The 24,730-nt window shown below is 67.4% G+C and carries 24 protein-coding genes; 8 read left to right on the forward strand and 16 right to left on the reverse strand.

Annotation, left to right across the window (positions count from 1 at the left end):
* Positions 1–11: 11 nt before the first annotated feature.
* Genes purT through L3N39_RS14890 form a run of 4 tightly spaced genes read right to left on the reverse strand, consistent with a single transcriptional unit; the run spans position 12 to position 2,595 of the window.
* Complete coding sequence (gene purT / locus L3N39_RS14875) at positions 12–1,193, reverse strand: formate-dependent phosphoribosylglycinamide formyltransferase (RefSeq protein ID WP_237258231.1); 1,182 nt, start codon at positions 1,191–1,193, stop codon at positions 12–14.
* Positions 1,194–1,230: 37 nt separating this feature from the next.
* The gene (locus L3N39_RS14880; RefSeq protein ID WP_237258232.1) at positions 1,231–1,422 is read right to left on the reverse strand and encodes a DUF1289 domain-containing protein; all 192 of its coding nucleotides are present in this window, start codon (positions 1,420–1,422) and stop codon (positions 1,231–1,233) included.
* Positions 1,419–1,943, reverse strand: a complete 525-nt coding sequence (locus tag L3N39_RS14885) for a gamma carbonic anhydrase family protein (protein WP_237258233.1) — start codon at positions 1,941–1,943, stop codon at positions 1,419–1,421. Before L3N39_RS14885 ends, L3N39_RS14880 begins: the two co-directional genes overlap by 4 nt.
* 34 nt (positions 1,944–1,977) lie before the next feature.
* Positions 1,978–2,595 (reverse strand): CoA pyrophosphatase, encoded by a 618-nt coding sequence (locus tag L3N39_RS14890; protein ID WP_237258234.1) that lies wholly within the window; start codon positions 2,593–2,595, stop codon positions 1,978–1,980.
* A gap of 103 nt (positions 2,596–2,698) precedes the next feature.
* Between L3N39_RS14890 and L3N39_RS14895 the strand changes: the two genes are divergently transcribed.
* Both L3N39_RS14895 and L3N39_RS14900 read left to right on the forward strand, forming a co-directional pair.
* Positions 2,699–3,253, forward strand: a complete 555-nt coding sequence (locus tag L3N39_RS14895; protein WP_237258235.1) for an NUDIX hydrolase — start codon at positions 2,699–2,701, stop codon at positions 3,251–3,253.
* Positions 3,254–3,277: 24 nt separating this feature from the next.
* Positions 3,278–3,781 (forward strand): L,D-transpeptidase family protein, encoded by a 504-nt coding sequence (locus L3N39_RS14900; protein ID WP_237258236.1) that lies wholly within the window; start codon positions 3,278–3,280, stop codon positions 3,779–3,781.
* Positions 3,782–3,787: 6 nt separating this feature from the next.
* Here L3N39_RS14900 and L3N39_RS14905 read toward each other — a convergent pair whose 3' ends face one another.
* The 7 genes from L3N39_RS14905 to L3N39_RS14935 all read right to left on the reverse strand — a co-directional run bounded on the left by L3N39_RS14905 (position 3,788) and on the right by L3N39_RS14935 (position 13,955).
* Entirely contained in the window at positions 3,788–4,105 is a 318-nt protein-coding gene (locus tag L3N39_RS14905; RefSeq protein ID WP_237258237.1) for a YqfO family protein, read from the reverse strand.
* Between the two features lie 203 nt (positions 4,106–4,308).
* Positions 4,309–8,205 carry a phosphoribosylformylglycinamidine synthase gene (gene purL / locus L3N39_RS14910; RefSeq protein WP_237258238.1) on the reverse strand — a complete coding sequence of 1,299 codons (3,897 nt, stop codon included), beginning with the start codon at positions 8,203–8,205 and terminating at the stop codon, positions 4,309–4,311.
* 111 nt (positions 8,206–8,316) lie between these two features.
* Positions 8,317–9,657 (reverse strand): cytochrome D1 domain-containing protein, encoded by a 1,341-nt coding sequence (locus L3N39_RS14915; protein ID WP_237258239.1) that lies wholly within the window; start codon positions 9,655–9,657, stop codon positions 8,317–8,319.
* A gap of 117 nt (positions 9,658–9,774) precedes the next feature.
* Positions 9,775–10,539 (reverse strand): amino acid ABC transporter ATP-binding protein, encoded by a 765-nt coding sequence (locus L3N39_RS14920; protein WP_237258240.1) that lies wholly within the window; start codon positions 10,537–10,539, stop codon positions 9,775–9,777.
* 9 nt (positions 10,540–10,548) lie between these two features.
* Positions 10,549–11,643, reverse strand: coding sequence for an amino acid ABC transporter permease (locus L3N39_RS14925; protein WP_237258241.1), 1,095 nt, complete (start codon positions 11,641–11,643; stop codon positions 10,549–10,551).
* Between the two features lie 7 nt (positions 11,644–11,650).
* Entirely contained in the window at positions 11,651–12,835 is a 1,185-nt protein-coding gene (locus L3N39_RS14930) for an amino acid ABC transporter permease (RefSeq protein WP_237258242.1), read from the reverse strand.
* 91 nt (positions 12,836–12,926) lie between these two features.
* A complete protein-coding gene (locus L3N39_RS14935) occupies positions 12,927–13,955 on the reverse strand; it encodes an amino acid ABC transporter substrate-binding protein (protein ID WP_237258243.1) in 1,029 nt (342 codons plus the stop codon).
* A 293-nt stretch (positions 13,956–14,248) separates the two neighbouring features.
* On the opposite strand from L3N39_RS14935, the gene L3N39_RS14940 reads away from it, so the two are divergent.
* The 4 genes from L3N39_RS14940 (at position 14,249) to L3N39_RS14955 (ending at position 17,776) form a co-directional block, all read left to right on the forward strand.
* Positions 14,249–14,905, forward strand: coding sequence for an alpha/beta hydrolase (locus tag L3N39_RS14940; RefSeq protein ID WP_237258244.1), 657 nt, complete (start codon positions 14,249–14,251; stop codon positions 14,903–14,905).
* Positions 14,906–15,052: 147 nt separating this feature from the next.
* Positions 15,053–15,988, forward strand: a complete 936-nt coding sequence (locus L3N39_RS14945) for a GGDEF domain-containing protein (RefSeq protein ID WP_237258245.1) — start codon at positions 15,053–15,055, stop codon at positions 15,986–15,988.
* 95 nt (positions 15,989–16,083) lie between these two features.
* The gene (rhlB, locus tag L3N39_RS14950) at positions 16,084–17,499 is read left to right on the forward strand and encodes an ATP-dependent RNA helicase RhlB (RefSeq protein ID WP_237258246.1); all 1,416 of its coding nucleotides are present in this window, start codon (positions 16,084–16,086) and stop codon (positions 17,497–17,499) included.
* A 112-nt stretch (positions 17,500–17,611) separates the two neighbouring features.
* Positions 17,612–17,776 (forward strand): hypothetical protein, encoded by a 165-nt coding sequence (locus tag L3N39_RS14955; RefSeq protein ID WP_237258247.1) that lies wholly within the window; start codon positions 17,612–17,614, stop codon positions 17,774–17,776.
* Positions 17,777–17,809: 33 nt separating this feature from the next.
* Here the strand turns inward: L3N39_RS14955 and moaE are convergent, their stop codons facing one another.
* The 5 genes from moaE to dmeF form a co-directional block, all read right to left on the reverse strand.
* Positions 17,810–18,265: a molybdopterin synthase catalytic subunit MoaE gene (gene moaE / locus L3N39_RS14960; RefSeq protein ID WP_237258248.1), complete on the reverse strand. Its 456-nt coding sequence runs from the start codon at positions 18,263–18,265 to the stop codon at positions 17,810–17,812.
* A 1-nt stretch (position 18,266) separates the two neighbouring features.
* Entirely contained in the window at positions 18,267–18,515 is a 249-nt protein-coding gene (locus L3N39_RS14965; protein ID WP_237258249.1) for a MoaD/ThiS family protein, read from the reverse strand.
* Positions 18,512–18,982, reverse strand: a complete 471-nt coding sequence (moaC, locus tag L3N39_RS14970; RefSeq protein ID WP_237258250.1) for a cyclic pyranopterin monophosphate synthase MoaC — start codon at positions 18,980–18,982, stop codon at positions 18,512–18,514. The genes L3N39_RS14965 and moaC overlap by 4 nt, the downstream gene beginning before the upstream one ends.
* A 92-nt stretch (positions 18,983–19,074) precedes the next feature.
* Positions 19,075–20,463, reverse strand: a complete 1,389-nt coding sequence (locus L3N39_RS14975) for a PhoH family protein (RefSeq protein WP_237258251.1) — start codon at positions 20,461–20,463, stop codon at positions 19,075–19,077.
* Positions 20,464–20,702: 239 nt separating this feature from the next.
* On the reverse strand, positions 20,703–21,689 hold the full coding sequence (gene dmeF, locus L3N39_RS14980; RefSeq protein WP_237258252.1) for a CDF family Co(II)/Ni(II) efflux transporter DmeF: 987 nt from the start codon (positions 21,687–21,689) through the stop codon (positions 20,703–20,705).
* A gap of 136 nt (positions 21,690–21,825) precedes the next feature.
* On the opposite strand from dmeF, the gene yaaA reads away from it, so the two are divergent.
* Positions 21,826–22,605: a peroxide stress protein YaaA gene (gene yaaA, locus L3N39_RS14985; protein ID WP_237258253.1), complete on the forward strand. Its 780-nt coding sequence runs from the start codon at positions 21,826–21,828 to the stop codon at positions 22,603–22,605.
* A gap of 636 nt (positions 22,606–23,241) precedes the next feature.
* Positions 23,242–24,687: a mannose-1-phosphate guanylyltransferase/mannose-6-phosphate isomerase gene (locus tag L3N39_RS14990; RefSeq protein ID WP_237258254.1), complete on the forward strand. Its 1,446-nt coding sequence runs from the start codon at positions 23,242–23,244 to the stop codon at positions 24,685–24,687.
* The last annotated feature ends 43 nt before the right edge of the window (positions 24,688–24,730 follow it).

A 24,730-nucleotide genomic window follows, 5' to 3' on the forward strand; every position in this document is an offset into this window, starting at 1 on the left:
CCCACCCTGCCTCACAACTCGATGCGCACCGCGCCCGCTGCGCGCAGGGCCTTTGCGCGCGCCGCCTCGACCGACGCATCGCGCGCCAGCGCCACGCCCATGCGCCGCTGGCCGCTGACGCCCGGCTTGCCGAACAGGCGCAAGGCCGTGCCGGGCTCGCCCAGCGCCGCCTCGAGGCCAGCGAAGGCGACCCGCTCCGACTCCCCCTCGGCGAGGATCACCGCCGACGCCGACGGCCCGAGCTGGCGGATCGCCGGGATCGGCAGGCCGAGAATGGCCCGCGCGTGCAGGGCGAATTCCGAGAGATCCTGCGACACCAGTGTCACCAAGCCCGTGTCATGGGGGCGCGGCGAAACCTCGCAGAACCACACCCGATCGCCCTTGACGAACAGCTCGACGCCGAAGATGCCGCGCCCACCGAGGGCCTCGGTCACGGCCAGGGCGATGCGCTCGGCCTCGGCGCGCGCCACCGGCGACATCGCTTGCGGCTGCCAGGATTCCTGATAGTCACCCTTCGCCTGGCGGTGGCCGACTGGCTGGCAGAAGCTGGTGCCGGCCGCGTGGCGCACGGTCAGCAGCGTGATCTCGTAGTCGAAATCGATGAAACCCTCGACGATCACCCTCCCGCGACCGGCACGGCCGCCGGCCTGCGCATACGCCCAAGCGGCATCGATGTCGTCGGCCGAGCGCAACACCGACTGCCCCTTGCCCGACGAACTCATCACCGGCTTGACCAGGCACGGATAGCCCAGCGCCTCGACCGCCTCGCGACACTGCTCCAGGCTGTCGGCGAAGCGATAGGCAGAGGTCGGCAGCCCCAGCTCTTCGGCGGCCAGGCGGCGGATGCCTTCGCGATTCATGGTCAGTTGCGCCGCTCGCGCGGTCGGGATGACCGTATAGCCCTCGCCTTCCAGCTCCACCAGGGTGGCGGTGGCGATGGCCTCGATTTCCGGAACGATGTAGTGCGGTCGTTCCTGCTCGATCACCGCGCGCAATGCGGCGCCATCGAGCATGTCGACCACGTGGCAGCGATGGGCGACCTGCATGGCCGGGGCGTTGGCGTAGCGATCGACGGCGATCACCTCGACGCCCAGGCGCTGCAGCTCGATCACCACTTCCTTGCCGAGCTCGCCGGAGCCGCAGAGCAGGACGCGCGTCGCGCTGGCCGACAAGGGGGTACCGATTCGGGACATGATGCTTCTCTCGTGCAGGCGCCGTGACGGCGCCGGATTACATGAACTGGCCGTTCTGGCGGGCACGCTTGTCGCAGCGCCGCAGTACCTCGCGACGCTCGTCGTCGCTCATCTGGCCCCAGCGGGTGATTTCCTGCGCACTGCGCTGGCAGCCGAGGCAGAGGTCGTGTTCGTCCAGCGCGCATAGACTCACGCAGGGCGAGGCGACCGGTCGCTGCTTGTCGCTCACTCGCCCTGCTCCGCCAGATCGCGGGCATAACGCTGCGCGTTCTGCACATAGTGCGCGGCACTCGCCTCGAGCATCTTCTTCTGCTCCTCGCTGAGCTCGCGAATCACCTTCGCCGGCGTACCGACCACCAGCGAACCGTCCGGAATCTCCTTGCCCTCGGGCACCAGGGTATTGGCGCCGATGATGCAGTACTTGCCGATGCGCGCGCCGTTGAGCACCACCGCGTTGATCCCGATCAGGCTGTAGTCGCCGACCACGCAGCCGTGCAGCATGGCGTTGTGGCCGACCGTCACGCCGGTACCCAGGGTCAGCGGATGCCCCATGTCAGTGTGCATGACGCTGCCGTCCTGCACGTTGCTGTTCTCGCCGATATGGATCAGCTCGTTGTCGCCGCGCAGCACGGCGCCGAACCAGACGCTGGCGCCGGCCTCCAGCCGCACCTTGCCGACCAGCGTTGCATTGGGCGCCACCCAGCTTTGCGGGTGGGCCTCGACCTGTGCTTGTCCCAGACGATATTTCACGGGCGCTTCCTCTGTTCTTGTTGTGACGATGCCATCAGCTGCTCGGCCTGCCGCGCAGGTCGATGAAGCTGGCCGGTGCACGGCGCATTTCGATCCCGGCGTCGTACACCAGGTTGACCAATTCGACGATCATGATCGCCGTCAGGCCCCAGATCTTGAAATCACCGTAGCGGTAGGAAGGGATGTACCAGGCCTGCCCGCGATAGTCGATGCGGTGGGTCACCTCACGCGGATCCTCGCAGAAGAAACTCAGCGGCACGGAGAACACCGCGGCGATCTCGGCGTCGTTGGCGCGATACTCGACGTAGTCCGGAACGATGCCGACATAGGGGCTGACATGGATGCCATGTACCGAGACCAGGCTGCTGAGCGGCCCGACCACCTCCACCATGCCCGGGGCGAGGCCGACCTCTTCCTCGGCCTCACGCAGCGCAGTGTGGATCAGGTCACGGTCGTCCGGGTCGCGCCGGCCACCCGGAAAGGCGACTTCGCCGCCATGGGTCGACAGCCCGCTGGCGCGTAAGGTCAGTATCAGTTCCGGATCGTCGCTGCGGGTGATCGGCATCAGGACCGCCGCCTCCGGCAGGCGCCCCTCCGGCTCCAGGAGATGCGGGGAATAATCGCGCACCCGTTGGAGAATTGTGTCGAGCATACTCTTCCCGTTTCGTCTTTGACTGGCATCATGGCATGAAAGAAGCGACCGCCCAAGGCCCGCGGCAGGCCCGGCGCAAGCAGTGCCTCCACAAGGGAAGACCATGAAATACTGCAGCCAGTGCGGCGCCTCGGTCGCCAGCCGGATACCGCCGGGCGACAACCGCCCGCGCTTCGTCTGCGACGGCTGCCAGACCGTGCACTACCAGAACCCGCGCATCGTCGCCGGCTGCCTGGCGACCTGGGAGGAGCAGGTGCTGCTGTGCCGGCGCGCCATCGAACCGCGACGGGGCTTCTGGACCCTGCCGGCCGGCTTCATGGAGAACGGCGAGACCCTGCAGCAGGCTGCCGCGCGCGAGACCCTGGAGGAAGCCTGCGCCGTGGTGCGCGACCTGCAGCTCTACACCCTGTTCGACCTGCCGCACATCGACCAGGTCTACCTGTTCTTCCGTGCCGAACTGGCGTCTCCGGCCTTCGCGCCGGGAGAGGAGAGCCTGGAGGTGCGGCTTTTCCGACAGGACGACATTCCCTGGTCGGAGCTGGCTTTTCCGACCGTCGGCCGTACCCTAGAATGCTTCTTCGCCGACCGGGCCCTGCAGGCCTTCCCGGTACGCAACGAGACATTGGCTCCGTTGCGCGGCGCTGCAACCAAGGCCTGATGCAGTTCGAACCAGGAACACCCGATGCGCTGGCCATTCGCCCTTTTCTGCCTGCTGTTCACCACCCTCGGCCACGCCAATGCCACACCCAGCCTGCAGGGCCCGCTGGTGGACAAGGTGCTGGTGGTCAAGTCCGAGCGCCAGTTGCACCTGCTCAGCCGCGGCCAGACCCTGAAGAGCTATCGCGTCTCGCTGGGCAAGCAGCCGAACGGGCCCAAGCAGCAGCAAGGCGACATGCGCACACCGGAAGGCTTCTACTGGATCGACTGGCGCAAGACCAGCGACAAGTTCAACCTGTCGATGCACATCTCCTACCCGAACGCGCGGGACCTGGCCCATGCCCAGGCCAAGGGCGTGCCGGCGGGCGACATGATCATGCTGCACGGCACGCCGGTGGACGAGGAATATCCGGAGTGGTTCTTCCATACCCTCGACTGGACCGAGGGCTGCATCGCCCTGCGCAATGACGACATGCAGGAGATCTGGCGGCTGGTCGGCAACGGCACGCTGATCGAAATCCGCCCCTGAGTTCCCTCAGAACTGCAGATCGGACAGGCGCCAGACCTCGAAGGCCGGCGTCTCGTAGGGATGCGCCCGCTTGAGCGCCTTGACGCTTTCGTGGATCAGTTCGTCGCCGACGACCATCTCCACCTTCCATTCGGCCAACCGATGCACCTGGCCCTGCGTCCCGATGAACGGCTGGCTGCCCGACAGCGGCTGGTACTGCCCCTGCCCCAGGACCTGCCAGCAGCAGCTGTCGTAATTGCCGATCCGCCCGCCACCGGCCGCGAAGACGGCGGTCTTCACGCTTTCCAGGTGGGACTCCGGGACGTAGAAACACAGCTTGTACATCGTTTCCTCCAGCCTCGATCGAGCCGGCGCAACGCCGACGACATCATATTGCCATCACTCGCACGCAACGTCGGTGAGCCAATTCATGTTCAGACGCAGCCGGACAGCCGGAGTTCTGTCGCGCCAGGTGCGCTGGCGCACAAAAACGAAGGCCCGGGAGCCATCGGCTTCCGGGCCTCGGTGTGTCGGCGCATGCGCGACCGTCAGTCGACCCACACCCGCGCGTTGCGGAACATGCGCATCCAGCCGCCATCCTCCTGCCACTCGTCCGGGCGCCAGGAGTTGGTCACCGCGCGGAACACCCGCTCGGGGTGCGGCATCATGATGGTCACCCGGCCGTCGCGGCTGGTCAGGCCGGTGATGCCGCGCGGCGAGCCGTTGGGGTTGGCCGGGTAGCGCTCGGTGACCTTGCCGTGGTTGTCCACGTAGCGCAGCGCCACGGTGCCGGAAAGGTCGGCCTGCAGCATCGCCTCCTCGCTTTCGAACTCCGCGTGGCCCTCGCCGTGGGCGATGGCGATCGGCAGGCGCGAGCCGGCCATGCCCTGCAGGAAGATCGACGGCGAGTCCTGTACCTGCACCATCGCCACCCGCGCCTCGAACTGCTCGGAACGGTTGCGCACGAAGTGCGGCCAGGCCTCGCTGCCGGGTACCAGCTCGTGCAGGTTGCTCATCATCTGGCAGCCGTTGCACACGCCCAGGGCGAAGCTGTCACTGCGCTCGAAGAAGGCCTGGAAGCCGTCGCGGGCACGCGCATTGAACAGGATCGACTTGGCCCAGCCCTCGCCAGCACCGAGCACGTCGCCATAGGAGAAGCCGCCGCAGGCGACCAGGCCCTTGAACGCCTCGAGGTCGATGCGCCCGGCGAGGATGTCGCTCATGTGCACGTCGACCGCGCTGAAGCCGGCGCGGTCGAACGCGGCCGCCATTTCCACCTGGCCGTTGACGCCCTGCTCGCGCAGGATCGCCACCTTCGGCCGCACGCCCTTCTTGATGTAGGGCGCCGCCACGTCGGCATTCACGTCGAAGGTCAGCTTCGCGTGCAGGCCCGGGTTGTCCTCTTCGAGGATGGCATCGAACTCCTGGTCGGCGCAGGCGGCGTTGTCGCGCAGGCGCTGGATGCGGTAGCTGGTCTCGGCCCACTGGCGTTGCAGCAGGCGACGCTCACCGGCGAACAGTTCGTTGCCGGCGAACTGGATGGCGATATGGCCGTTGTTGGTCGGCTGGCCGATGACCGCGACGCAGTCGCCCAGGCCGGCGGCGCTGAACTGGCCGAGGACCAGCTCGGTATCGCCCTGGCGAACCTGGATGACCGCCCCCAGCTCTTCGTTGAACAGCAGGGCCGGTGCTTCCTCGGCCCGCTCCAGCAAGCCGTCGAGCGCCAGCTTGAGACCGCAATGCCCGGCAAAGGCCATCTCCACCAGGGTGGTCAGCAGGCCGCCGTCGGAGCGGTCGTGATAGGCCAGCAGCAGGTCGTCCTGGTTGAGCCCCTGCAGCACGGCGAAGAAGGCCTTGAGGTCTTCGGCATCGTCGACGTCCGGCGCCTGGCGGCCGAGCTGGCCGTAGACCTGGGCGAGGATGGAGGCGCCCATGCGGTTCTGCCCGCGGCCGAGATCGATCAGGATCAGGTCGGTGGCACCCTTGTCCAGGCGCAGCTGCGGGGTCAGCGTGCCGCGGATATCGCTCACCGGGGCGAAGCCGGAAACCACCAGCGACAGCGGCGAGGTGACGCTCTTTTCAGCGCCCTGCTCCTGCCAGCGGGTCTTCATGGACATGGAGTCCTTGCCCACCGGGATGGTCATGCCCAGCTGCGGGCAGAGCTCCATGCCGACCGCGCGCACGGTGTCGTACAGCCGCGCATCCTCGCCGGGGTGGCCGGCGGCGGCCATCCAGTTGGCCGAGAGCTTGATGTCGGCCAGCGAGGCGATGCGCGCCGCCGCCAGGTTGGTGATGGTCTCGCCGATGGCCATGCGTCCGGATGCCGGGGCATCGAGCAGCGCCAGCGGGGTACGCTCGCCCATCGCCATCGCCTCGCCGGTGTGCACGTCGTAGCTGGTGGCGGTCACGGCGCAGTCGGCCACCGGCACCTGCCAGGGACCGACCATCTGGTCGCGGGCCACCTGGCCGGTGATCGAGCGGTCGCCGATGGTGATCAGGAAGCTCTTGCTGGCCACGGCGGGATGATGCAGCACACGGCCGACCGCCTCGGCCAGGTCGACCTTGGCCGCATCGAAGTCGTCACCCAGCTCGGCCTCGCGGCTGGCGCTGCGATGCATGCGCGGCGGCTTGCCGAGCAGCACGGAGAGCGGCATGTCCACCGGCTTGTTGTCGAAATGGCGGTCGGCGACCGTCAGGTGCGGCTCGGCGGTGGCTTCGCCGACCACCGCGAAGGGGCAGCGCTCGCGTTCGCAGATGGCCTTGAAGCGCTCGAAGTCGGCCGCATCGACCGAGAGCACGTAGCGCTCCTGGGATTCGTTGCACCAGATTTCGTGCGGGGCCATGCCCGGCTCGTCGTTGGGGATGTTGCGCAGCTCGAAGCGACCGCCGCGGCCGCCGTCGTTGACCAGTTCCGGGAAGGCGTTGGACAGGCCACCGGCGCCGACGTCGTGGATGAACTTGATCGGGTTGGCGTCACCCAGCTGCCAGCAGCGGTCGATGACTTCCTGGCAGCGCCGCTCCATCTCCGGGTTGTCGCGCTGTACCGAGGCGAAGTCCAGGTCCGCCGAGCTGGTGCCGGTGGCCATCGACGAGGCCGCGCCGCCCCCCAGGCCGATCAGCATGGCCGGGCCGCCGAGCACGATCAGCTTGGCGCCGACCGAGATCTCGCCCTTCTGCACGTGCTCCTCGCGAATGTTGCCCATGCCGCCGGCGAGCATGATCGGCTTGTGGTAGCCGCGCACTTCCTCGCCGCGCGGCGTCTGCACGGCCTGCTCGAAGGTACGGAAATAGCCGGTCAGCGCCGGGCGGCCGAACTCGTTGTTGAACGCGGCGCCACCCAGCGGGCCTTCGATCATGATGTCCAGCGGCGTGACGATGCGCTCGGGCTTGCCGTAGGGCTTCTCCCACGGCTGCAGGAAGCCCGGGATGTTCAGGTTGGAGACGGTGAAACCGGTCAGGCCGGCCTTGGGCTTGGCGCCGCGGCCGGTGGCGCCTTCGTCGCGGATCTCGCCGCCCGAGCCGGTGGAGGCGCCGGGGAACGGCGCGATGGCGGTCGGGTGGTTGTGCGTCTCCACCTTCATCAGGATGTGCACCGGCTCCTGGCTGGCGGCGTACTCGCCGGTCGCAGGATTCGGATAGAAGCGCCCGGCGACGTTGCCGACGATCACTGCGGCGTTGTCCTTGTAGGCCGAGAGCACGCCTTCGCGGTGCATCTCGTAGGTGTTCTTGATCATGCCGAACAGCGACTTGTCCTGACTCTGGCCGTCGATGTCCCAGCTGGCATTGAAGATCTTGTGCCGGCAGTGCTCGGAATTGGCCTGGGCGAACATCATCAGCTCGATGTCGTGCGGGTTGCGCGCCAGCTCGGTGAAGGCCTTGACCAGGTAGTCGATCTCATCGTCGGCCAGGGCCAGGCCCAGCTCGACGTTGGCCTTCTCCAGCGCGCCACGCCCACCGCCGAGCACGTCCACCGCGGTCAGCGGGCGCGGCTGGGCATGGCTGAACAGGCCTTCGGCCTGTTCGAAGCGCTCGAGCACGATCTGCGTCATGCGGTCGTGCAGCGCGGCCGCGATCAGCTGGGCGTCAGCCTCGGACAGCTCGCCGGCGACGTAGTAGGCGATGCCGCGCTCCAGGCGCTGGATCTTGCCCAGGCCGCAGTTGTGCGCGATGTCGCTGGCCTTGCTCGACCACGGCGAGATGGTGCCGAAGCGCGGCACCACGAGGAACAACCGGCCGCTCGGTTCCTGCACCGGGACGCTGGGGCCGTACTTGAGCAGACGCGCCAGCACCTGCTGCTCGTCCGAACCGAGCACGTCGCTGGCCTCGGCGAAGTGGGCGAACTCGGCGTACAGGCCGCTTACCGCGGGGACCTTCTCGGTCAACTGGGCCAGGAGCTTGCCATGACGGAAGGCGGAAAGAGCGGGGGCGCCGCGCAGGATCAACATCGTCGGAACAGCCTCGGTGAGGGAGCAGTCGGGGGCGCGTATTCTAGCCCATGACGGCGCTCGAGGGGCAGCGACCCGATGCAAGCCCGGCAGCCGACTCGCGGACCGGCGCTATCGCGCACCGCCCGAATGGGCCTCGATAGCGCGCCAGACGCCATATTGGCCGACCGGTCGCTTCATCGGCAGGCGCTTGACCTCTTCCAGGCGTTGCGTATCGAGCACGATCACGGCGCCGTCGTCGCGCCCCAGGCTGGCCAGCGCGTAGCGCCCGTCGCGGGTGAATTCGACAGGCGCCAGCGTCTCGCCCGGCGCGGCGGTGAAGTGCCACACGATTTCCAGGGTGTCCCGGTCGATCGCCTGCAGCACATGCCGCGAATCGGCCGCCAGCCTCGAATCGACGAACAGGTAGCGGCTCTGCTCATGGCCCGCAAGAAAAGTCCCCGGACCTTGCAGGGGGATGCGGCGCAGCAATTCGCGCTGCTGCGGATCGATCACCGCGACTTCCGCCAGCGCCAGGTTGCTGCTGGCCATCAGCGTCACGCCCTGGCGGCGCCAGCTGACGGCCGTGCCCAGTTGCGGACGGCCGTGCAAGGGCAGGCTGCCGATTCGCTGGCGCGCATCCAGCTGGATCACCGGCACCTCGCCCTGCCGCGACACCCCGAACAGCTCGGCCTGACCGGGCTTGAGGAAGAAGTCATCCAGCGGCACGTCCAGTTCGATGCGTCGCGGATTGAGATAGGCCGTGACGAAGGTGCCTTCCCGGTACTGGAAGTCATGCACCCGGCCGACCGCCATGTCGCCGGCCTGCGGGTCGTAGCCGACTTCCCACAACTCGGCGATGTCCTTCATCGCCACGACGAACGACCGCCGCCACGGCGCGCTGTAGACCGCCGACACCTCGGAGCTGCGCTCGGCCTTCTGATCGAGGGCCGGCATGGACTTGAGCAGGTTCAGCTCGCCGTCCAGCAGCACCAGGGTATGGGGCCGGTGGTTGCCCACGGCGATATGGTCGCCGGCCGGGTCGACGGCAAGGGTGCGCGCGTCCAGCCCCGCCCGCACCTCGGCCACGGCCTCGAGCGTCCACAGGTCGTACTTGGTCACCCAGCCGTCGCGGGAAAGGAAGAAGGCGTAGCGACCGTCGCCGGTGAATCCCGGACTGCCCTGCAGCTGCGCCCGGGTGGCGAGGCGATGCAAGGGCTCGAGCTTGGCGCCATCGAGGATCGAGACGTGGGAATCGCCGGCCTCGACCACCAGCATCAGCCCCAGCGGATCGGCCTGGTAGACCGGCGCCTGCGCCGTAGTGGCCTCGCGCAGCAAGTGGCGAGAAGCGCGGATGTCCGCCGCGCTCCATGACTCCTGGGCCTGCGCGGCGACGGCCAGCAGGCTTCCCAGCAGCCAGATCGCCAGGCCCTGCCGCGAACGCGTGACGCCACCTCTTCTGTGCCTGGACATGCCCCGCCTCCCGAAGCTCGATGATGGGCAGCGATTACATGCCAGGCGCAACCGCAACCCCATGACCGGCGTCAATCGCAGGCCAGGCGGTGCCTCGCGGCGGTGTCCGCGCGCCGCTCAGTGGAGGATCTGGCTGAGGAACAGCCGGGTGCGGTCGCTCTCCGGGCTGGTGAAGAACACCTCCGGCGCGGCCTGCTCGACGATCTCGCCCTTGTCCATGAAGATCACCCGATCGGCAACGGTACGGGCAAAGCCCATCTCGTGGGTCACGCAGAGCATGGTCATGCCGCTCTCGGCCAAGGCGATCATGGTGTCGAGCACCTCCTTGACCATCTCCGGGTCGAGCGCCGAGGTGGGCTCGTCGAACAGCATGATCTTGGGTTTCATGCACAGCGCCCGGGCGATCGCCACGCGCTGTTGCTGGCCGCCGGAGAGCTGCCCGGGGAACTTGTTTGCCTGCTCGGGAATGCGCACCCGCTCCAGGTAGTGCATGGCCACCTCCTCGGCCTCGCGGCGCGGCAGCTTGCGCACCCAGATCGGCGCCAGGGTGCAGTTCTGCAGCACCGTCAGGTGCGGGAACAGGTTGAAATGCTGGAATACCATGCCGACTTCGCTGCGAATGGCCTCGATCTGCTTGAGGTCACTGGTCAGCTCGTGGCCGTCGACCACGATCCGCCCCTGCTGGTGCTCCTCCAGCCGGTTGAGGCAGCGGATGGTGGTCGACTTGCCCGAGCCGGAGGGGCCGCAGAGCACGATGCGCTCGCCCTGGCGCACCTTGAGGTTTATGTCCTTGAGCACGTGGAACTGGCCGTACCACTTGTGCACGCCCTGCATGAGGATGATCGGCTGGTCGGCCGTCTTGGCCTGGATGGTTTCGTTCATGATTGGCTCCTAGCTCCGGTGGCCGGTGTCCAGCCGGCGTTCCAGATGCATCGAATAACGGGACATGCCGAAGCAGAACAGCCAGTACACCAGCGCGGCGAACACGTAGCCCTCGGTGGACATGCCCAGCCAGGCCGGGTCGGCAGTGGCGCGCTTGATGCTGTTGAGGAAGTCGAACAGGCCGATGATGATCACCAGGCTGGTGTCCTTGAACAGCGCGATGAAGGTGTTGACGATGCCGGGGATCACCAGCTTCAGCGCCTGCGGCAGGATCACCAGCCCCATCATCCGCCAGTAGCCCAGGCCCATGGCCGCGGCGGCTTCGTACTGGCCCTTGGGGATGGCCTGCAGGCCGCCACGCACCACCTCGGCGATGTAGGCCGCCTCGAAGAAGATCACCATCAGCATGGCGCGCAGCAGCTTGTCGAGGTTCATGCCCTCGGGCAGGAACAGCGGCAGCATCACCGAGGACATGAACAGCACGGTGATCAACGGCACGCCGCGCCAGAACTCGATGAAGGTCACGCAGAGCACGCGGATCGCCGGCATGTCCGAGCGCCGCCCGAGCGCCAGCAGGATGCCCAGCGGCAGCGCGCCGGCGATGCCTACCGCGGCGATGATGATGGTCAGCATCAGCCCGCCCCACTGGCTGGTCGGCACCACCTGCAGGCCGAGGCCGCCATGCAGCAGCCAGAAGGCCAGCCAGGGGTAGACCAGCAGGTAGGCCAGGCCGTAGCGCACCTTGTGGCGGAACTGGCGGACCAGCAGCGGCGCCGCCGCGACCAGCGCCAGCCACAGCGTGGCGTCGACCCGCCAACGTGCATCCACCGGGTAGAAGCCGTACATGAACTGGCCGAAGCGCACCTGCACGAACACCCAGCAGGCGCCCTCGCGACCGCAGTCGCTGCGTGTCTCGCCGGACCAGTCGGCACTGAAGATGGCCCAATCCAGCAACGGCGGCACGATCAGCCAGACCAGGTACAGCCCCAGCAGGGTCAGCAGGCCGTTTAGCCAGTTGGAGAACAGGTTGGCGCGCAGCCAGCCGGCCAGGCCGACTTCGCGCGGTGGCGGCGGCAGGTCGGGCTTGAACACGTGTTGGGTCATGGCAGCCTCACCGCTCGGTCAGCGCGATGCGCTTGTTGTACGCGTTCATCAACAGCGAAATGCTGATGCTGATGGCCAGGTACACGCTCATGGTGATGGCCATGGTCTCGATGGCCTGGCCGGTCTGGTTGAGCACCGTGCCGGCGAACAGCGAGACCATGTCCGGATAGCCGATGGCGGCGGCCAGCGACGAGTTCTTCGCCAGGTTCAGGTACTGGCTGGTCAGCGGCGGCACGATCACCCGCAGCGCCTGGGGAATGATCACCAGCCGCAGCAACTGCCCGGGCCGCAGGCCGAGCGATGCCGCGGCCTCGGTCTGCCCGCGGCTGACCGCCTGGATGCCGGCGCGCACCGTCTCGCCGATGAAGGCCGCGGTGTACACCGACAGCGCCACGACGATGGCGACCAGCTCGGGAATCACCGTCCAGCCACCGCGGATGTTGAAGCGCTGCAACTGCGGCACGTCCCACTGGAACGGGCTGCCCCACAGCAGCGCGGCCAGCCAGGGGACGGCAACCAGCAGCGCCAGCGCCGACCAGAACAGCGGAAAGCGCCGCCCCGTCGCATCGCGCCGCGCCTTCGCCCAGCGCGCCAGCACGCCGCAGAGCACGATCGCCAGCAGCAGCGCCAGCCAGAACGCCCAGAAGCCATCGCCCGCGCTGGGGGCCGGCAGTTGCAGGCCGCGGTTGTTGACGAACACCAGGTCGCCCAGGCTCAGGCTGTCGCGCGGTCCGGGCAGCGGGCCGATGACGGCGAAATAGACGAAGAAGATCTGCAGCAGCGGCGGGATGTTGCGAAAGGTCTCGATATACAGCGTGGCGAGCTTGCGGATCAGCCAGTTCGGCGACAGCCGCGCCACGCCGAGCACGAAGCCGAGCACGGTGGCCAGGACGATGCCGACCACGCTGACCAGCAAGGTATTGAGCAGGCCGACCCAGAACACCCGGCCGTAGGTATCGCTTTCGCTGTAGTCGATCAGGTGCTGCGGGATGCCGAAGCCGGCGGCGTTGTCGAGGAAGCCGAAGCCGGAGTTGATGCCGCGATGGGCCAGGTTGGCCTGGGTGTTATGGAACAGGAACCAGCCAAAGGCGACGACCGCCACGACAGCGACGATCTGGAACAGCCAGGCACGCGCCTGGGGGTCGGTGAGCAGCGAGCCACCCACGCGACGGGTAGATCCGTTGGTGCGCATAGGGAAACCTCATGATGCGCGGCCGGCGGCATCCTCCCGCCGGCCACGCTCATCCCTTGGAACGGCCGGCCAGGAGCGCCGGCCGGCTCGATCAACGCACCGGCGGCGCGTAGTGCAGCCCGCCCTTGTTCCACAGCGCGTTCAACCCGCGCTCGATCTTCAACTCGCTGCCCTTGCCGACGTTGCGCTCGAACACCTCGCCGTAGTTGCCGACCTGCTTGACGATCTGCACGGCCCAGTTCTTGTTCAGCTTGAGGTCCTTGCCGTACTCGCCCTCGGCGCCGAGCAGGCGCGCCACGTCGGGATTCTTGGTGGTCTTGGCCATGTCCTCGACGTTGGCCGCGGTCACCCCCAGTTCCTCGGCATTGAGCATGGCGAACAGCGTCCAGCGCACGATATCAAACCATTCCTCGTCGCCCTGGCGCACCGCCGGGCCGAGCGGCTCCTTGGAGATGACTTCCGGCAGCACCACGTAGTCGTCCGGCTTGGCCAGCTTGATGCGCTGGGCGTAGAGCTGCGACTGGTCGGAGGTCAGCACGTCGCAGCGCCCGGACTCCAGCGACTTGGCGCTCTCGTCCGAGGTGTCGTAGGTGATCGGGGTGTACTTGAGGTTGTTGGCGCGGAAGTAATCGGAGAGGTTCAGCTCGGTGGTGGTGCCGGCCTGGATGCAGACGGTGGCGCCGTCCAGCTCCTTGGCGCTGTTGACGCCGATCTCCTTGTTCACCAGGAAGCCCTGGCCGTCGTAGTAGGTGACGCCGGTGAAGTTGAGGCCCATCGCCGCGTCGCGCGAGCTGGTCCAGGTGGTGTTGCGCGACAGCACGTCGACTTCGCCGGACTGCAGCGCGGTGAAGCGCTCCTTGGCTGTCAGCGGGCTGAACTTGACCTTCCCGGCATCACCGAAGACCGCGGCCGCGACCGCCCTGCAGACATCCACATCGATTCCCTGGTACTGCCCCTTGGCATCGGCGAAGGAGAAGCCCGGCAGGCCGTCGCTGATGCCGCACTGCACGAAGCCCTTGTTCTTCACCGCATCGAGAGTCGCCCCGGCGTGGGTCACACCGCTCGCGCCGAGCAGTGCCGCCGCGCCGAGTACGGCCAGAGTGGATTTCACCCGTGTCATCGAAACCTCCAGTTTGCTTTTTTATTCTCGGGGTCTGGGTCTGCTGCCGACACGGCCATTGGCCGCTACGCTGCGGAGCCAGTCCAGAGTCTAGTCGCCCGCGCCCGTACGGCAACCTTGCCCGCGGCACGAGCCTGCCGCAGACAGGCCATAGCAAGCGGCGTACCAGCCGGCCGCATCGCGCCCAGCCGGCGGCAGCGGGCGTGCAGCGCACCGGGCTTAGCGGTTAACCTCGCGCCACCGGCCTCGTCCACGCCCCAGGACGAGGCGAACCGCCCCGAACTGGAGCCAGCATGAACCAACCCCTGATCCTCGAACCCACCCGTCCGGCCGACGCCTGTGTCATCTGGCTGCACGGCCTGGGCGCCGATCGATACGACTTCGAGCCGGTCGCCCAGGCCCTGCAGCAGCGCCTGGACAGCACCCGCTTCGTCCTGCCGCAGGCACCGACGCGCCCAGTGACCATCAATGGCGGCTACAGCATGCCCAGCTGGTACGACATCCTCGCCATGAGCCCGGCCCGCGCGATTGCCCAGGACCAGCTCGAAGCCTCGGCGCAGCTGGTCATCGGCCTGATCGAAGCGCAGCGCGACGCCGGCATCGACCCGGCGCGCATCTTCCTCGCCGGCTTCTCCCAGGGTGGCGCGGTGGTGCTGCACACGGCCTTCCTGCGCTGGCAGGGTCCGCTGGGCGGTGTCCTGGCGCTGTCGACCTATGCGCCGACCTTCGCCGAGCAACTGGAACTCACGGAGTCGGCACGCGGCGTGCCGGCGCTGTGCTTGCATGGGCGCTTCGACGATGTGGTCCCGCTCGCCATGGGGCGCGCCGCGCACGACTGCCTGGCTGCCGCCGGGGTCGAGGTGCAATGGCGCGACTACCCCATGGCGCATGAAGTGCGCCCCGAGGAAATCCTCGAGATCGGCGCCTGGCTGGCGCAGCGCATCGGCTGAGCTGGCGGGCGGCGGATCGACTACGCTTGCAGGACCGACTGCGGAAGCTGAAGGGACCGTCGATCCGCCGCCCGGTTGTAGCCATCGCAGCGGAGGACCGCTTGCCATGCAGGGCCAGACGCAACCTCGCGGTCAGCGGGCGACCCCATGAAGATCGTCGAGCAGCCGGTGGCCCCTGCCCGCCTCGGTCGCCTGCGCCTGCTGCATGGCGTGGATGGCGCGGAGCTGGCCAGGCTGCTGGCGCACTGCGAGGTATGCACCATCGAGGCCGAGGAGACCCTCCTCAGCCCGCACCAGACCAACCGCTACCTCTATATGGTCCTGCACGGCAGCCTGACGGTGTACGTCGACTCGCTCGACAGCCAGCCGCTGCGGGTCATCGACACCAACGACTGCGCCGGCGAGGTGAGCTTCATCGACCACCTGCCGCCGACCATCTTCGTCGTCGCCAACCAGCCCTGCACCCTGCTGCGCCTGCACACACGCGACCTCGCCGTGCTCGGCGAATCGCCGCGGCTGATGCACAACCTGGCGCTGTTGCTGTGCGAGCGCGTCCGCCTGAGCGACCGCCTGATCGTCGACAGTGAGCACAACGCCAACGTCGACATGCTCACGGGCGTGTTCAACCGCCGCTGGCTGGAGCACGCCTACGAGCGCGACAGCGCGCGCTGCGCCATCAATGGCAGCGCCATGTGCATGCTCATGCTCGATGTCGACCGCTTCAAGCGCTACAACGACCGCCACGGCCACCTGGCCGGCGACCATGTGCTCGCCCTGGTGGCGCGTACCCTGGCGGCGCAGCTGCGCCCCAAGGACTGCCTGGTGCGCTACGGCGGCGAGGAGTTCACCATCCTGCTGCCGGAACTGGCCGCCGAGGCGGCGCGCGCGATCGGCGAGCGGCTGCGCCAGGCGATCGAGCGCATCCGTCACTTCCCCACCCCGATCGGCCGGCTGCCCGGCGTGACCATTTCCATCGGCCTGGCCGTCTGGCAACCCGGCGACAGCCTGGCCGAAGTCATCGAGCGCGCCGACCGCGAGCTGTACCAGGCCAAGCAAGCGGGGCGCAACCGCCTCAGCGGCTGAACTCCGCCCCCGGGACAGGATGGCGCAGTGCTTCGCCCCTGCCCATGTCTTGCTTTAAACTCCGGGGCAACTTTTCCGTCGATAAAGAGAACATCGTGCTCAAGGCACTCAAGAAAATGCTCGGCAAGGGCGACAGCCAGGTGCAGCCCGCCAGTTCGCCAGCCCCCGTCCCGCAGGCGCCCGTCGCCCGCCAACCCGAACCCCAGGTGCCCGTCGTCGCCGAGAGCCGATCGGACGACGCGCCGGCCAAGCCCCGCCGCAAGCGCAGCGCCAAGCCAGCCGCCGAGCAGGCCGCCCCCTGGAAGCTGGAAGACTTCGTCGTCGAGCCGGCCGAAGGCAAGACGCGCTTCCACGACTTCCGGCTCGCCCCCGAGCTGATGCACGCCATCCACGATCTCGGCTTTCCCTACTGCACGCCGATCCAGGCGCAGGTGCTGGGCTACACGCTCAAGGGCCGCGACGCCATCGGCCGGGCGCAGACCGGCACCGGCAAGACCGCCGCCTTCCTCATCTCCACCATCACCCAGTTGCTGGAAACGCCGCCGCCCAAGGAGCGCTACATGGGCGAGCCGCGCGCGCTGATCATCGCGCCGACCCGCGAGCTGGTGGTGCAGATCGCCAACGACGCCCTGGCGCTGACCAAGTACACCAGGCTGAACGTGATGAGCTTCGTCGGCGGCATGGACTTCGACAAGCAGCTCAAGCAGCTCGAGTCGCGCTTCTGCGACATCCTCGTCGCCACCCCCGGCCGCCTGCTGGACTTCAACCAGCGCGGCGAGGTGCACCTGGACATGGTCGAGGTGATGGTGCTCGACGAGGCCGACCGCATGCTCGACATGGGCTTCATTCCGCAGGTGCGGCAGATCATCCGGCAGACGCCGATGAAGGGCGAGCGCCAGACCCTGCTGTTCTCGGCGACCTTCACCGACGACGTGATGAACCTGGCCCGGCAATGGACCGTCGACCCGGCGGTCGTCGAGATCGAGCCGGAGAACGTCGCCAGCGAGACCGTCGAGCAGCATGTCTACGCCGTGGCCGAGGCCGACAAGTACAAGCTGCTCTACAACCTGATCAGCCAGAACAACTGGGAACGGGTGATGGTCTTCGCCAACCGCAAGGATCAGGTGCGGCGCATCGAGGAACGCCTGACCAAGGACGGCATCAGCGCTGCGCAGATGTCCGGCGATGTGCCGCAGCACAAGCGCATCAAGGTGCTCGAAGGTTTCCGCGAGGGCAAGATCCGCGTGCTGGTGGCCACCGACGTCGCCGGCCGCGGCATCCACGTCGACGGCATCAGCCACGTGATCAACTTCACCCTGCCGGAAGTGCCGGACGACTACGTGCACCGCATCGGCCGTACCGGCCGCGCCGGGAGCAGCGGCACCTCGATCAGCTTCGCCGGCGAGGACGATGCCTTCGCCCTGCCGCCGATCGAGGAACTGATCGGCCGCAAGATCCATTGCGAGATGCCCCCGGCCGAACTGCTGGCCGCGGTGCCCCGTCACCGCTAGCTGCCCGCGCGCCTGCGCCGAGGCCGGCGGGGCTGATTCAGGTCAGCGCCGGCCTCGCCTCGCAGGGCTAGAGTGGCTTTATCGCGACGTGAAACGGCACAAGGGACAGGGCATGCAGCATCTCGACTGGCTTATCCTGCTGATCACCACCGGCTTCGTGCTGCTGTGCGTGGGTTACAGCTTCCGTGAACGGCAATGGGGCGTGGCGGTGCTGGCGGTCGGCGTACTCACCATGTTCTCCACCCTCGCCTTCAAGATGTACATCAGCTTCCATTGAGAGCCGGCGGGCGCCACGCGCCCGGCCCGACGCTCAATCCTGCTGCCAGCGCTCGGCCGCCCGCTGGTCGCTGTCGCGCCCCTCGACCCAGCGCGGGCCATCCGGCGTGGTTTCCTTTTTCCAGAACGGTGCGCGGGTCTTCAGGTAGTCCATGACGAAGCGGCAGGCCTCGAACGCCGCTTCGCGGTGGGCGCTGGCCACGCCGACGAAGACGATCGGCTCGCCGGGCTCGAGCGGGCCGACCCGGTGCAGCACGTCGCAACGCAGCAGCGGCCAGCGCTGCCCGGCCTCGGCGACGATCTTCTCCAGCGCCTTCTCGGTCATGCCGGGCGCATGTTCGAGGAACATCCCCGCCACGTCGCGCCCGTCGTTGAAATCACGCACATAGCCGGCGAAACCGACCACTGCGCCGATGCCGAGGTTGGCCGCGTGCAGCGCGTTCAGTTCGGCGCCCGGGTCGAACGCCGCCTGCTGGACTCGAACGCCCATCTCAACCTCCCGTGACGGTGGGGAAGAACGCCACCTCGTCGCCATCCTCCAGCGGCTCGGCGAGGCTGCACAACTCTTGGTTGCGCGCGCACATCAGGTTGCGCTCGGCCAGCACCTCCCAGGCGCCGCCGCGCGCGAGCAACGCCTGCCGCACGCCATCCACGCTGGCCAGCCGCTCGCTCCAGGCCAGCTGCTCGCCGTCGCTGTCGAGGGTTTCCCGATAACGGGCATAGAACTGCACACGAATCATGATTCCACCTGCCAGTGTCCACTCTTGCCGCCGCGCTTCTCCAGCAGCCGCACGCCTTCGATGACCATGCCCTTGTCCACCGCCTTGCACATGTCGTAGATGGTCAGCGCGGCGACGCTTGCCGCGGTCAGCGCTTCCATTTCCACGCCGGTCTGCCCGGCCAGCTTGCAGACGGCACGGATGTGCACGCAGTCTTCGCCCTCGGGCGCGAGCTCGACCTTGATGCTGGTCAACAACAGCGGATGGCAGAGCGGGATCAGCTCGTGGGTCTTCTTCGCCGCCTGGATGCCGGCGATGCGCGCCACGGCGAACACGTCGCCCTTGGGATGGCCGCCCTGCTGGATCAGTTGCAGCGTCTCGGGGCGCATGCGCACGCGCGCCTCGGCGGTGGCCTCGCGTGCGGTGACGGCCTTGTCGGTCACGTCGACCATGCTGGCGCGCCCCTGGAAATCGAGATGGGTGAGCATGGGAAATCCTGCTGGCTATGAAAGGCCCGCAGTGTAGCGCAGCTGGCGGGCGGAAGCTGGAGCGCACAGGCTCCAGCCCCATGCCCGGTGGGCTACATGTGGGCCTCGGCGTACTCGGCGAGGATCGAACGCGGTACGCCCTGCAGGGTGATGTGAACGCCGTGGGAGAAGTCCTTGAAGCGCTCGGTGAGGTAGGTCAGGCCGGAACTGGTGGCCGACAGGTAGGGAGTGTCGATCTGCGCCAGGTTGCCGAGGCAGACCACCTTCGAGCCGTTGCCGGCGCGGGTGATGATGGTCTTCATCTGGTGCGGGGTGAGGTTCTGGCACTCGTCGATGAGGATCAGGCTCTGCTGGAAGCTGCGCCCGCGGATGTAGTTGAGTGATTTGAACTGCAGCGGCACCTTCTGCAGGATGTAGTCGATGCTGCCGTGGGTGTTCTCGTCATCCATGTGCAGCGCTTCGAGATTGTCGGTGATGGCTCCCAGCCAGGGCTCCATCTTCTCGGCCTCGGTGCCGGGCAAGAAGCCGATGTCCTCGTCCAGCCCCTGCACGCTGCGCGTGGCGATGATGCGCCGGTAGCGCTTGCTCACCACGGTCTGCTCGATGGCCGCCGCCAGCGCCAGGATGGTCTTGCCCGAGCCCGCCGCGCCGGACAGGTTGACCAGGTGGATGTCCGGATCGAGCAGCGCATACAGCGCCAGCGCCTGGTGGATGTCGCGCGGGCGCAGGCCCCAGGCCTCCTGGTGCAGCAGCGGCTCCTGGTGCATGTCGAGCAGCAGCAGCTCGTCGCCCTCGATGCCCTTGATCCAGCCGACGAAGCCCTGCTCGTCGAGCACGAACTCGTTGACGTGCACGGCCGGCAGGTTGTCGACCAGCTGCACCCGATGCCAGGTACGGCCATGCCCCTGCTGCGTCTCGACGGTACTGACGCGGTCCCAGAACGAGCCACTGAGGCTGTGGTAGCCCGGCGACAGCTGGCCGACGTCATCCACCAGCTGGTCGGTATGGTAGTCCTCGGCCGCCACCCCGCAGGCGCGCGCCTTCAGGCGCATGTTGATGTCCTTGGTGACCAGCACCACCGGCACGCCGGCGCGCTCCTTGCTGAGCATCACCACCAGGTTGATGATCTTGTTGTCGTTCAGGTCCTCCGGCAGGCCCTTGGCCTCGCCCGGCCGGCTCATGAGGATCGACAGGCTGCCGCAGGGCCCTGACTTGCCACGCTGGATCGGTACGCCGGCCTCCACCTCCTCGGGCGAGGCATCGCCGAGCAGGCGATCGATCAGGCGGATGGCCTGGCGGCATTCGGCGGCCACGGTGTGCTTGCCGGTCTTGAGCTGGTCCAGCTCCTCGAGCACGGTCATGGGAATCGCGACCTGGTGCTCCTGGAAGTTCAGCAAGGCGTTTGGATCGTGGATCAGGACGTTCGTGTCGAGGACGTAAAGGGTGGGCTGGGTCGCGCGGGAGGTACCGTAATCATCCATACCGATCACCTTCTTCGTAGTAGCGGCGACGGAGTGCGTTGCTCCGTCGGAGGTGACCGCCGTACGACGACGAGGTGAGCGGACGTTGGGTGCCGGCGGGCTCGGGGCCACCCAGTGGCCGCCACCTGTTGCACAGGGTTCGGCGGTCTGAGTTTCGTAATAACGCAAAACTTATGACAGGCAAATGACTTTTCGATTCGCTGGCGGTTTTTTCTGCGCCCCGGTGTTCGACGAAATGCCTAGCAACGGCCGGCCGGGTCGGTGCAACGGTTGACCTCGGCGGTCACATGGACGAGCTGCGGGAAACGTGCCAGTTCCTGCTTGTAGCGGTCGGCCGAACGGTCCTGGTGCGTCACCACGCTGAGGATGCAGCTGTACTGCGCCCGCCCGACCCGCCACAGGTGCAGGTCGGTCACCTCGGTGTCCGGGACGGCGCTGAGCGCTGCACGGATCTGGTGCACCAGCGGGTCGTCCATCTCCCGATCGAGCAGCGCCTTGCCGGTCTCGCGCAGCAGGCCGCGCGCCCAGATCAGGATCACCACGGCGCCGACGATGCCCATGGTCGGGTCCAGCCAGTCCCAGCCGAACAGCTTGCCACCCAGCAGCGCGACGATGGCGGCGACCGAGGTCAGGCCATCGGTCAGCACGTGGACGAAGGCGGCATGCCGATTGAGGTCACGGCCGCCCTGCGCCGGCTGCCCGTGGTCGTGGTCGTGGTCGTGGTCGTGGTCGTGGTCGTGGTCGTGGTCGGCATGATGATGGCCGTGGTCGTGGTGCTCGTGCAGCAGCCAGGCCGAGACCAGGTTGACGATCAGCCCGACGACCGCGACGCCGATGGCCTCGTCGAAGCCGATCGGCGCCGGCGACCAGAAGCGCAGCAGCGACTCGACGATCATCATCACCGCCACGACCACCAGCAGCAGCGCGCTGGAGAAGCCCGCCAGCACTTCGATCTTCCAGGTGCCGAAGGCGAACCGATGGTCCTTCGAATAGCGGCGCGCCAGCAGGTAGGCCAACGCGGCCAGGCCGATGGCCACCATGTGCGACGCCATGTGCCAGCCATCGGCGAGCAGGGCCATGGAGTTGAGCATGTAGCCGGCGGCGATCTCCACCACCATGGTCACGCCGGTCAGGGCGGCGACCAGCCAGGTCTGGCGCTCGGCACCATGCTCCAGCGGGCGGTAGTCGTGATCAGGTTGCCAGTTGGAATGGTCGCAGGTGCTCATGCCGTCTCCTTGTCTTGAGGCGAGATTGGGCCTTGCCCCGGGGGCAAGGTCAAGCCGACCAATCGCCCCGATAGCTGGAGCATGGCCGCCGTCTGGCCCTAGAATCGCGGCACATCCAAGGAACGAGAACCGCTCGATGCTAATGGTGATCTCACCGGCCAAGACCCTCGACTACGAAACCCCGCCCGCCACGCCCCGCCACACGCTGCCCGAGCACCTCGACCAGGCGCAGATCCTGATCGACCAGCTGCGCGACTATTCGCCGGCGCAGGTCGCCGAACTCATGCACCTGTCCGACAAGCTGGCCGCGCTGAATGTCGCCCGCTTCGGCAGCTGGAACGCCGAGTTCACCCCCGGCAATGCCAAGCAGGCGCTGCTGGCATTCAAGGGCGACGTCTATACCGGGCTCAACGCCGACGACTTCGACGGCGAGGATTTCGACTTCGCCCAGCGCCACCTGCGCATGCTGTCGGGGCTCTATGGCGTGCTGCGTCCGCTGGACCTGATGCAGCCCTACCGGCTGGAGATGGGCACCAAGCTGGCCAACGCCCGTGGCAAGGACCTCTACGCCTTCTGGGGCGAGCGCATCAGCCAGTGGCTGAACCAGGCGCTGGCCGCACAGGGCGACCAGGTGCTGCTCAACCTCGCCTCCAACGAGTACTTCGGCGCCGTCAAGCGCAAGGCGCTGGATGCGCAGATCATCGACGTCGACTTCAAGGACCTGAAGAACGGCCAGTACAAGATCATCAGCTTCTACGCCAAGAAGGCACGCGGGCTGATGGCGCGCTACGTCATCAAGCACCGCCTCACCGACCCGGCGCAGTTGGTGAACTTCGACTACGACGGCTACCGCTACAGCGAAGCCGATTCCCGCCCCGGCCACCTGGTCTTCCTGCGCGACGCCCCGACGGCCTGAGCCGACCGCTCCCTACCTCAAGGCTGCGTCGATCCCGGCGCAGCCTCGCCCCTCCCACGTAGAAATCCAGCCAGCCACGTGGGCCGATCAACGGTCCCACGGCGGGGAACTAACCCCATGGCCGCACAATCATAAGCGCGTACCAACTCCAGACCGGCAAAGGACGTCGCACATGAAAGTGCTCAGGGTCTTCGACAACCAGGGGCCATGCCCCGGCCAACGGATAACTCCGCGGACGACGATGGCGAGGATGCCCATCGGCCCGGCCGCCCCGCGCGCAGCCCGTAGCGTTGCGCCGCCAACCGAGCAGCACCGCAGCCGGCACGATCACAACAAAGCGACGCCAACGCGTCGCAGACGACCGGCCTGCACGGCCACCCCGCTACGGCTTTCCGGGTGGCTCCTTCAATCTGCCCTTGTCATCGGCCCCGAACACAGCGCGGGGATGGGTGGCACCACACGGTCGCACCTGGACAGGCAGCAGGTTTCAACAATCGGGGCATAGGCCTCGGGGGAGCACTCGGTCTCGCCTGGTGGGAGATTTTGCCCGCCGGTTGCCTGACCTACATCCATTCGGCGTAGTCGCTGCGCCACGGACAAGAACAACACGACTTCGAAACTTTCAGGAGAAGCAGCATGATCCCGGTAATTCTTTCAGGTGGTAGCGGCTCCCGGCTCTGGCCCTTGTCGCGCAAGCAGTTCCCCAAGCAGTTCATCGCCCTGACCGGCGAGCAGACACTGTTCCAGCAGACCGTCGAGCGCCTGGCCTTCGAAGGCATGCAACAGCCGCTGCTGGTGTGCAACAAGGAACACCGCTTCATCGTCAAGGAGCAGCTGGCCGCGCGCAAGCTCGGCATCCAGGGCCTGCTGCTCGAGCCGTTCGGCCGCAACACCGCACCGGCCATCGCCATGGCGGCGATGACCCTGATGGAAGAAGGCCGTGACGAGCTGCTGCTGGTGCTGCCGGCCGACCACGTGATCGAGGACCAGCGGGCCTTCCAGCGCTCCCTGGCGCTGGCGACCAATGCCGCGGAAAACGGCGAGATGGTGCTGTTCGGCATCCCGGCGACCCGCCCGGAAACCGGCTATGGCTACATCAAGTGCGACCCCAGCGACCGCGGCGGCCTGCCGGAAGGCATCGAACGGGTCAGCCAGTTCGTCGAGAAGCCCGACGAGGTCCGCGCGCAGAGCTATGTCGATTCCGGCGACTACTACTGGAACAGCGGCATGTTCCTGTTCCGCGCCAGCGTCTTCCTCGAGGAGCTGAAGAAGCACGACCCGGACATCTACGACACCTGCTGGGCCGCGCTGGAGCGCAGCGTGCGCAACGGCGAGGAGATCCTCATCGACCCGGCGACCTTCGCCTGCTGCCCGGACAACTCCATCGACTACGCGGTGATGGAGAAGACCGAACTGGCCTGCGTGGTGCCGATGTCGGCTGGCTGGAGCGACGTCGGCTCCTGGTCGTCGATCTGGGACGTGCACCAGAAGGACGGCAACGGCAACGTGCTCAAGGGCGACGTGATCGCCGAGGACACCCGCGACTCGCTGATCTACGGCACCGACAAGCTGGTCACCGTGCTCGGCCTGGAGGACGTGGTCGTGGTGGAAACCAAGGACGCCACCATGGTCGCCCACAAGGACCGCGTACAGGACGTCAAGAAGCTGGTCGCCCAGCTGGACGCCCGCGAGCGCAGCGAGACGCAGAACCACTGCGCGGTGTACCGCCCCTGGGGCTGGTACGACTCGGTGGACATGGGCGGGCGATTCCAGGTCAAGCGCATCTGCGTCAACCCCGGCGCCAGCCTGTCGCTGCAGATGCACCATCACCGCGCCGAGCACTGGATCGTGGTCTCCGGCACGGCGCAGGTCACCTGCAACGAGAAGACCTTCCTGCTCACCGAGAACCAGTCCACCTACATCCCGGTGACCTCGGTGCACCGCCTGGCCAACCCCGGCAAGATCCCGCTGGAGATCATCGAGGTGCAGTCCGGCAGCTACCTGGGCGAGGACGACATCGAGCGTTTCGACGACGTCTACGGACGCGCCGAGCAGGGCATGGAGGCCAACGCCGCCCGCTGAGCCTCCCCGGTCAAACGAGCCCGCGCAAGTCGCGGGCTCGTTT

Origin of the sequence: Pseudomonas oligotrophica (assembly GCF_021726475.1) — a bacterium.
Taxonomy (GTDB): domain Bacteria; phylum Pseudomonadota; class Gammaproteobacteria; order Pseudomonadales; family Pseudomonadaceae; genus Stutzerimonas; species Stutzerimonas oligotrophica.

What these genes read in the sequence shown, in the direction of transcription:
- L3N39_RS14900 (WP_237258236.1), top strand. Translation starts at nt 3,278, where the DNA reads ATGCGCTGGCCATTCGCCCTTTTCTGCCTGCTGTTCACCACCCTCGGC.
- dmeF (WP_237258252.1), bottom strand. Translation starts at nt 21,689, where the DNA reads ATGAGCACCTGCGACCATTCCAACTGGCAACCTGATCACGACTACCGC.
- L3N39_RS14940 (WP_237258244.1), top strand. Translation starts at nt 14,249, where the DNA reads ATGAACCAACCCCTGATCCTCGAACCCACCCGTCCGGCCGACGCCTGT.
- L3N39_RS14895 (WP_237258235.1), top strand. Translation starts at nt 2,699, where the DNA reads ATGAAATACTGCAGCCAGTGCGGCGCCTCGGTCGCCAGCCGGATACCG.
- L3N39_RS14925 (WP_237258241.1), bottom strand. Translation starts at nt 11,643, where the DNA reads ATGACCCAACACGTGTTCAAGCCCGACCTGCCGCCGCCACCGCGCGAA.
- L3N39_RS14890 (WP_237258234.1), bottom strand. Translation starts at nt 2,595, where the DNA reads ATGCTCGACACAATTCTCCAACGGGTGCGCGATTATTCCCCGCATCTC.
- L3N39_RS14955 (WP_237258247.1), top strand. Translation starts at nt 17,612, where the DNA reads ATGCAGCATCTCGACTGGCTTATCCTGCTGATCACCACCGGCTTCGTG.
- L3N39_RS14965 (WP_237258249.1), bottom strand. Translation starts at nt 18,515, where the DNA reads ATGATTCGTGTGCAGTTCTATGCCCGTTATCGGGAAACCCTCGACAGC.
- purL (WP_237258238.1), bottom strand. Translation starts at nt 8,205, where the DNA reads ATGTTGATCCTGCGCGGCGCCCCCGCTCTTTCCGCCTTCCGTCATGGC.
- L3N39_RS14975 (WP_237258251.1), bottom strand. Translation starts at nt 20,463, where the DNA reads ATGGATGATTACGGTACCTCCCGCGCGACCCAGCCCACCCTTTACGTC.
- L3N39_RS14905 (WP_237258237.1), bottom strand. Translation starts at nt 4,105, where the DNA reads ATGTACAAGCTGTGTTTCTACGTCCCGGAGTCCCACCTGGAAAGCGTG.
- L3N39_RS14930 (WP_237258242.1), bottom strand. Translation starts at nt 12,835, where the DNA reads ATGCGCACCAACGGATCTACCCGTCGCGTGGGTGGCTCGCTGCTCACC.
- yaaA (WP_237258253.1), top strand. Translation starts at nt 21,826, where the DNA reads ATGCTAATGGTGATCTCACCGGCCAAGACCCTCGACTACGAAACCCCG.
- L3N39_RS14935 (WP_237258243.1), bottom strand. Translation starts at nt 13,955, where the DNA reads ATGACACGGGTGAAATCCACTCTGGCCGTACTCGGCGCGGCGGCACTG.
- L3N39_RS14945 (WP_237258245.1), top strand. Translation starts at nt 15,053, where the DNA reads ATGAAGATCGTCGAGCAGCCGGTGGCCCCTGCCCGCCTCGGTCGCCTG.
- purT (WP_237258231.1), bottom strand. Translation starts at nt 1,193, where the DNA reads ATGTCCCGAATCGGTACCCCCTTGTCGGCCAGCGCGACGCGCGTCCTG.
- moaC (WP_237258250.1), bottom strand. Translation starts at nt 18,982, where the DNA reads ATGCTCACCCATCTCGATTTCCAGGGGCGCGCCAGCATGGTCGACGTG.
- L3N39_RS14920 (WP_237258240.1), bottom strand. Translation starts at nt 10,539, where the DNA reads ATGAACGAAACCATCCAGGCCAAGACGGCCGACCAGCCGATCATCCTC.
- moaE (WP_237258248.1), bottom strand. Translation starts at nt 18,265, where the DNA reads ATGGGCGTTCGAGTCCAGCAGGCGGCGTTCGACCCGGGCGCCGAACTG.
- L3N39_RS14915 (WP_237258239.1), bottom strand. Translation starts at nt 9,657, where the DNA reads ATGTCCAGGCACAGAAGAGGTGGCGTCACGCGTTCGCGGCAGGGCCTG.
- L3N39_RS14990 (WP_237258254.1), top strand. Translation starts at nt 23,242, where the DNA reads ATGATCCCGGTAATTCTTTCAGGTGGTAGCGGCTCCCGGCTCTGGCCC.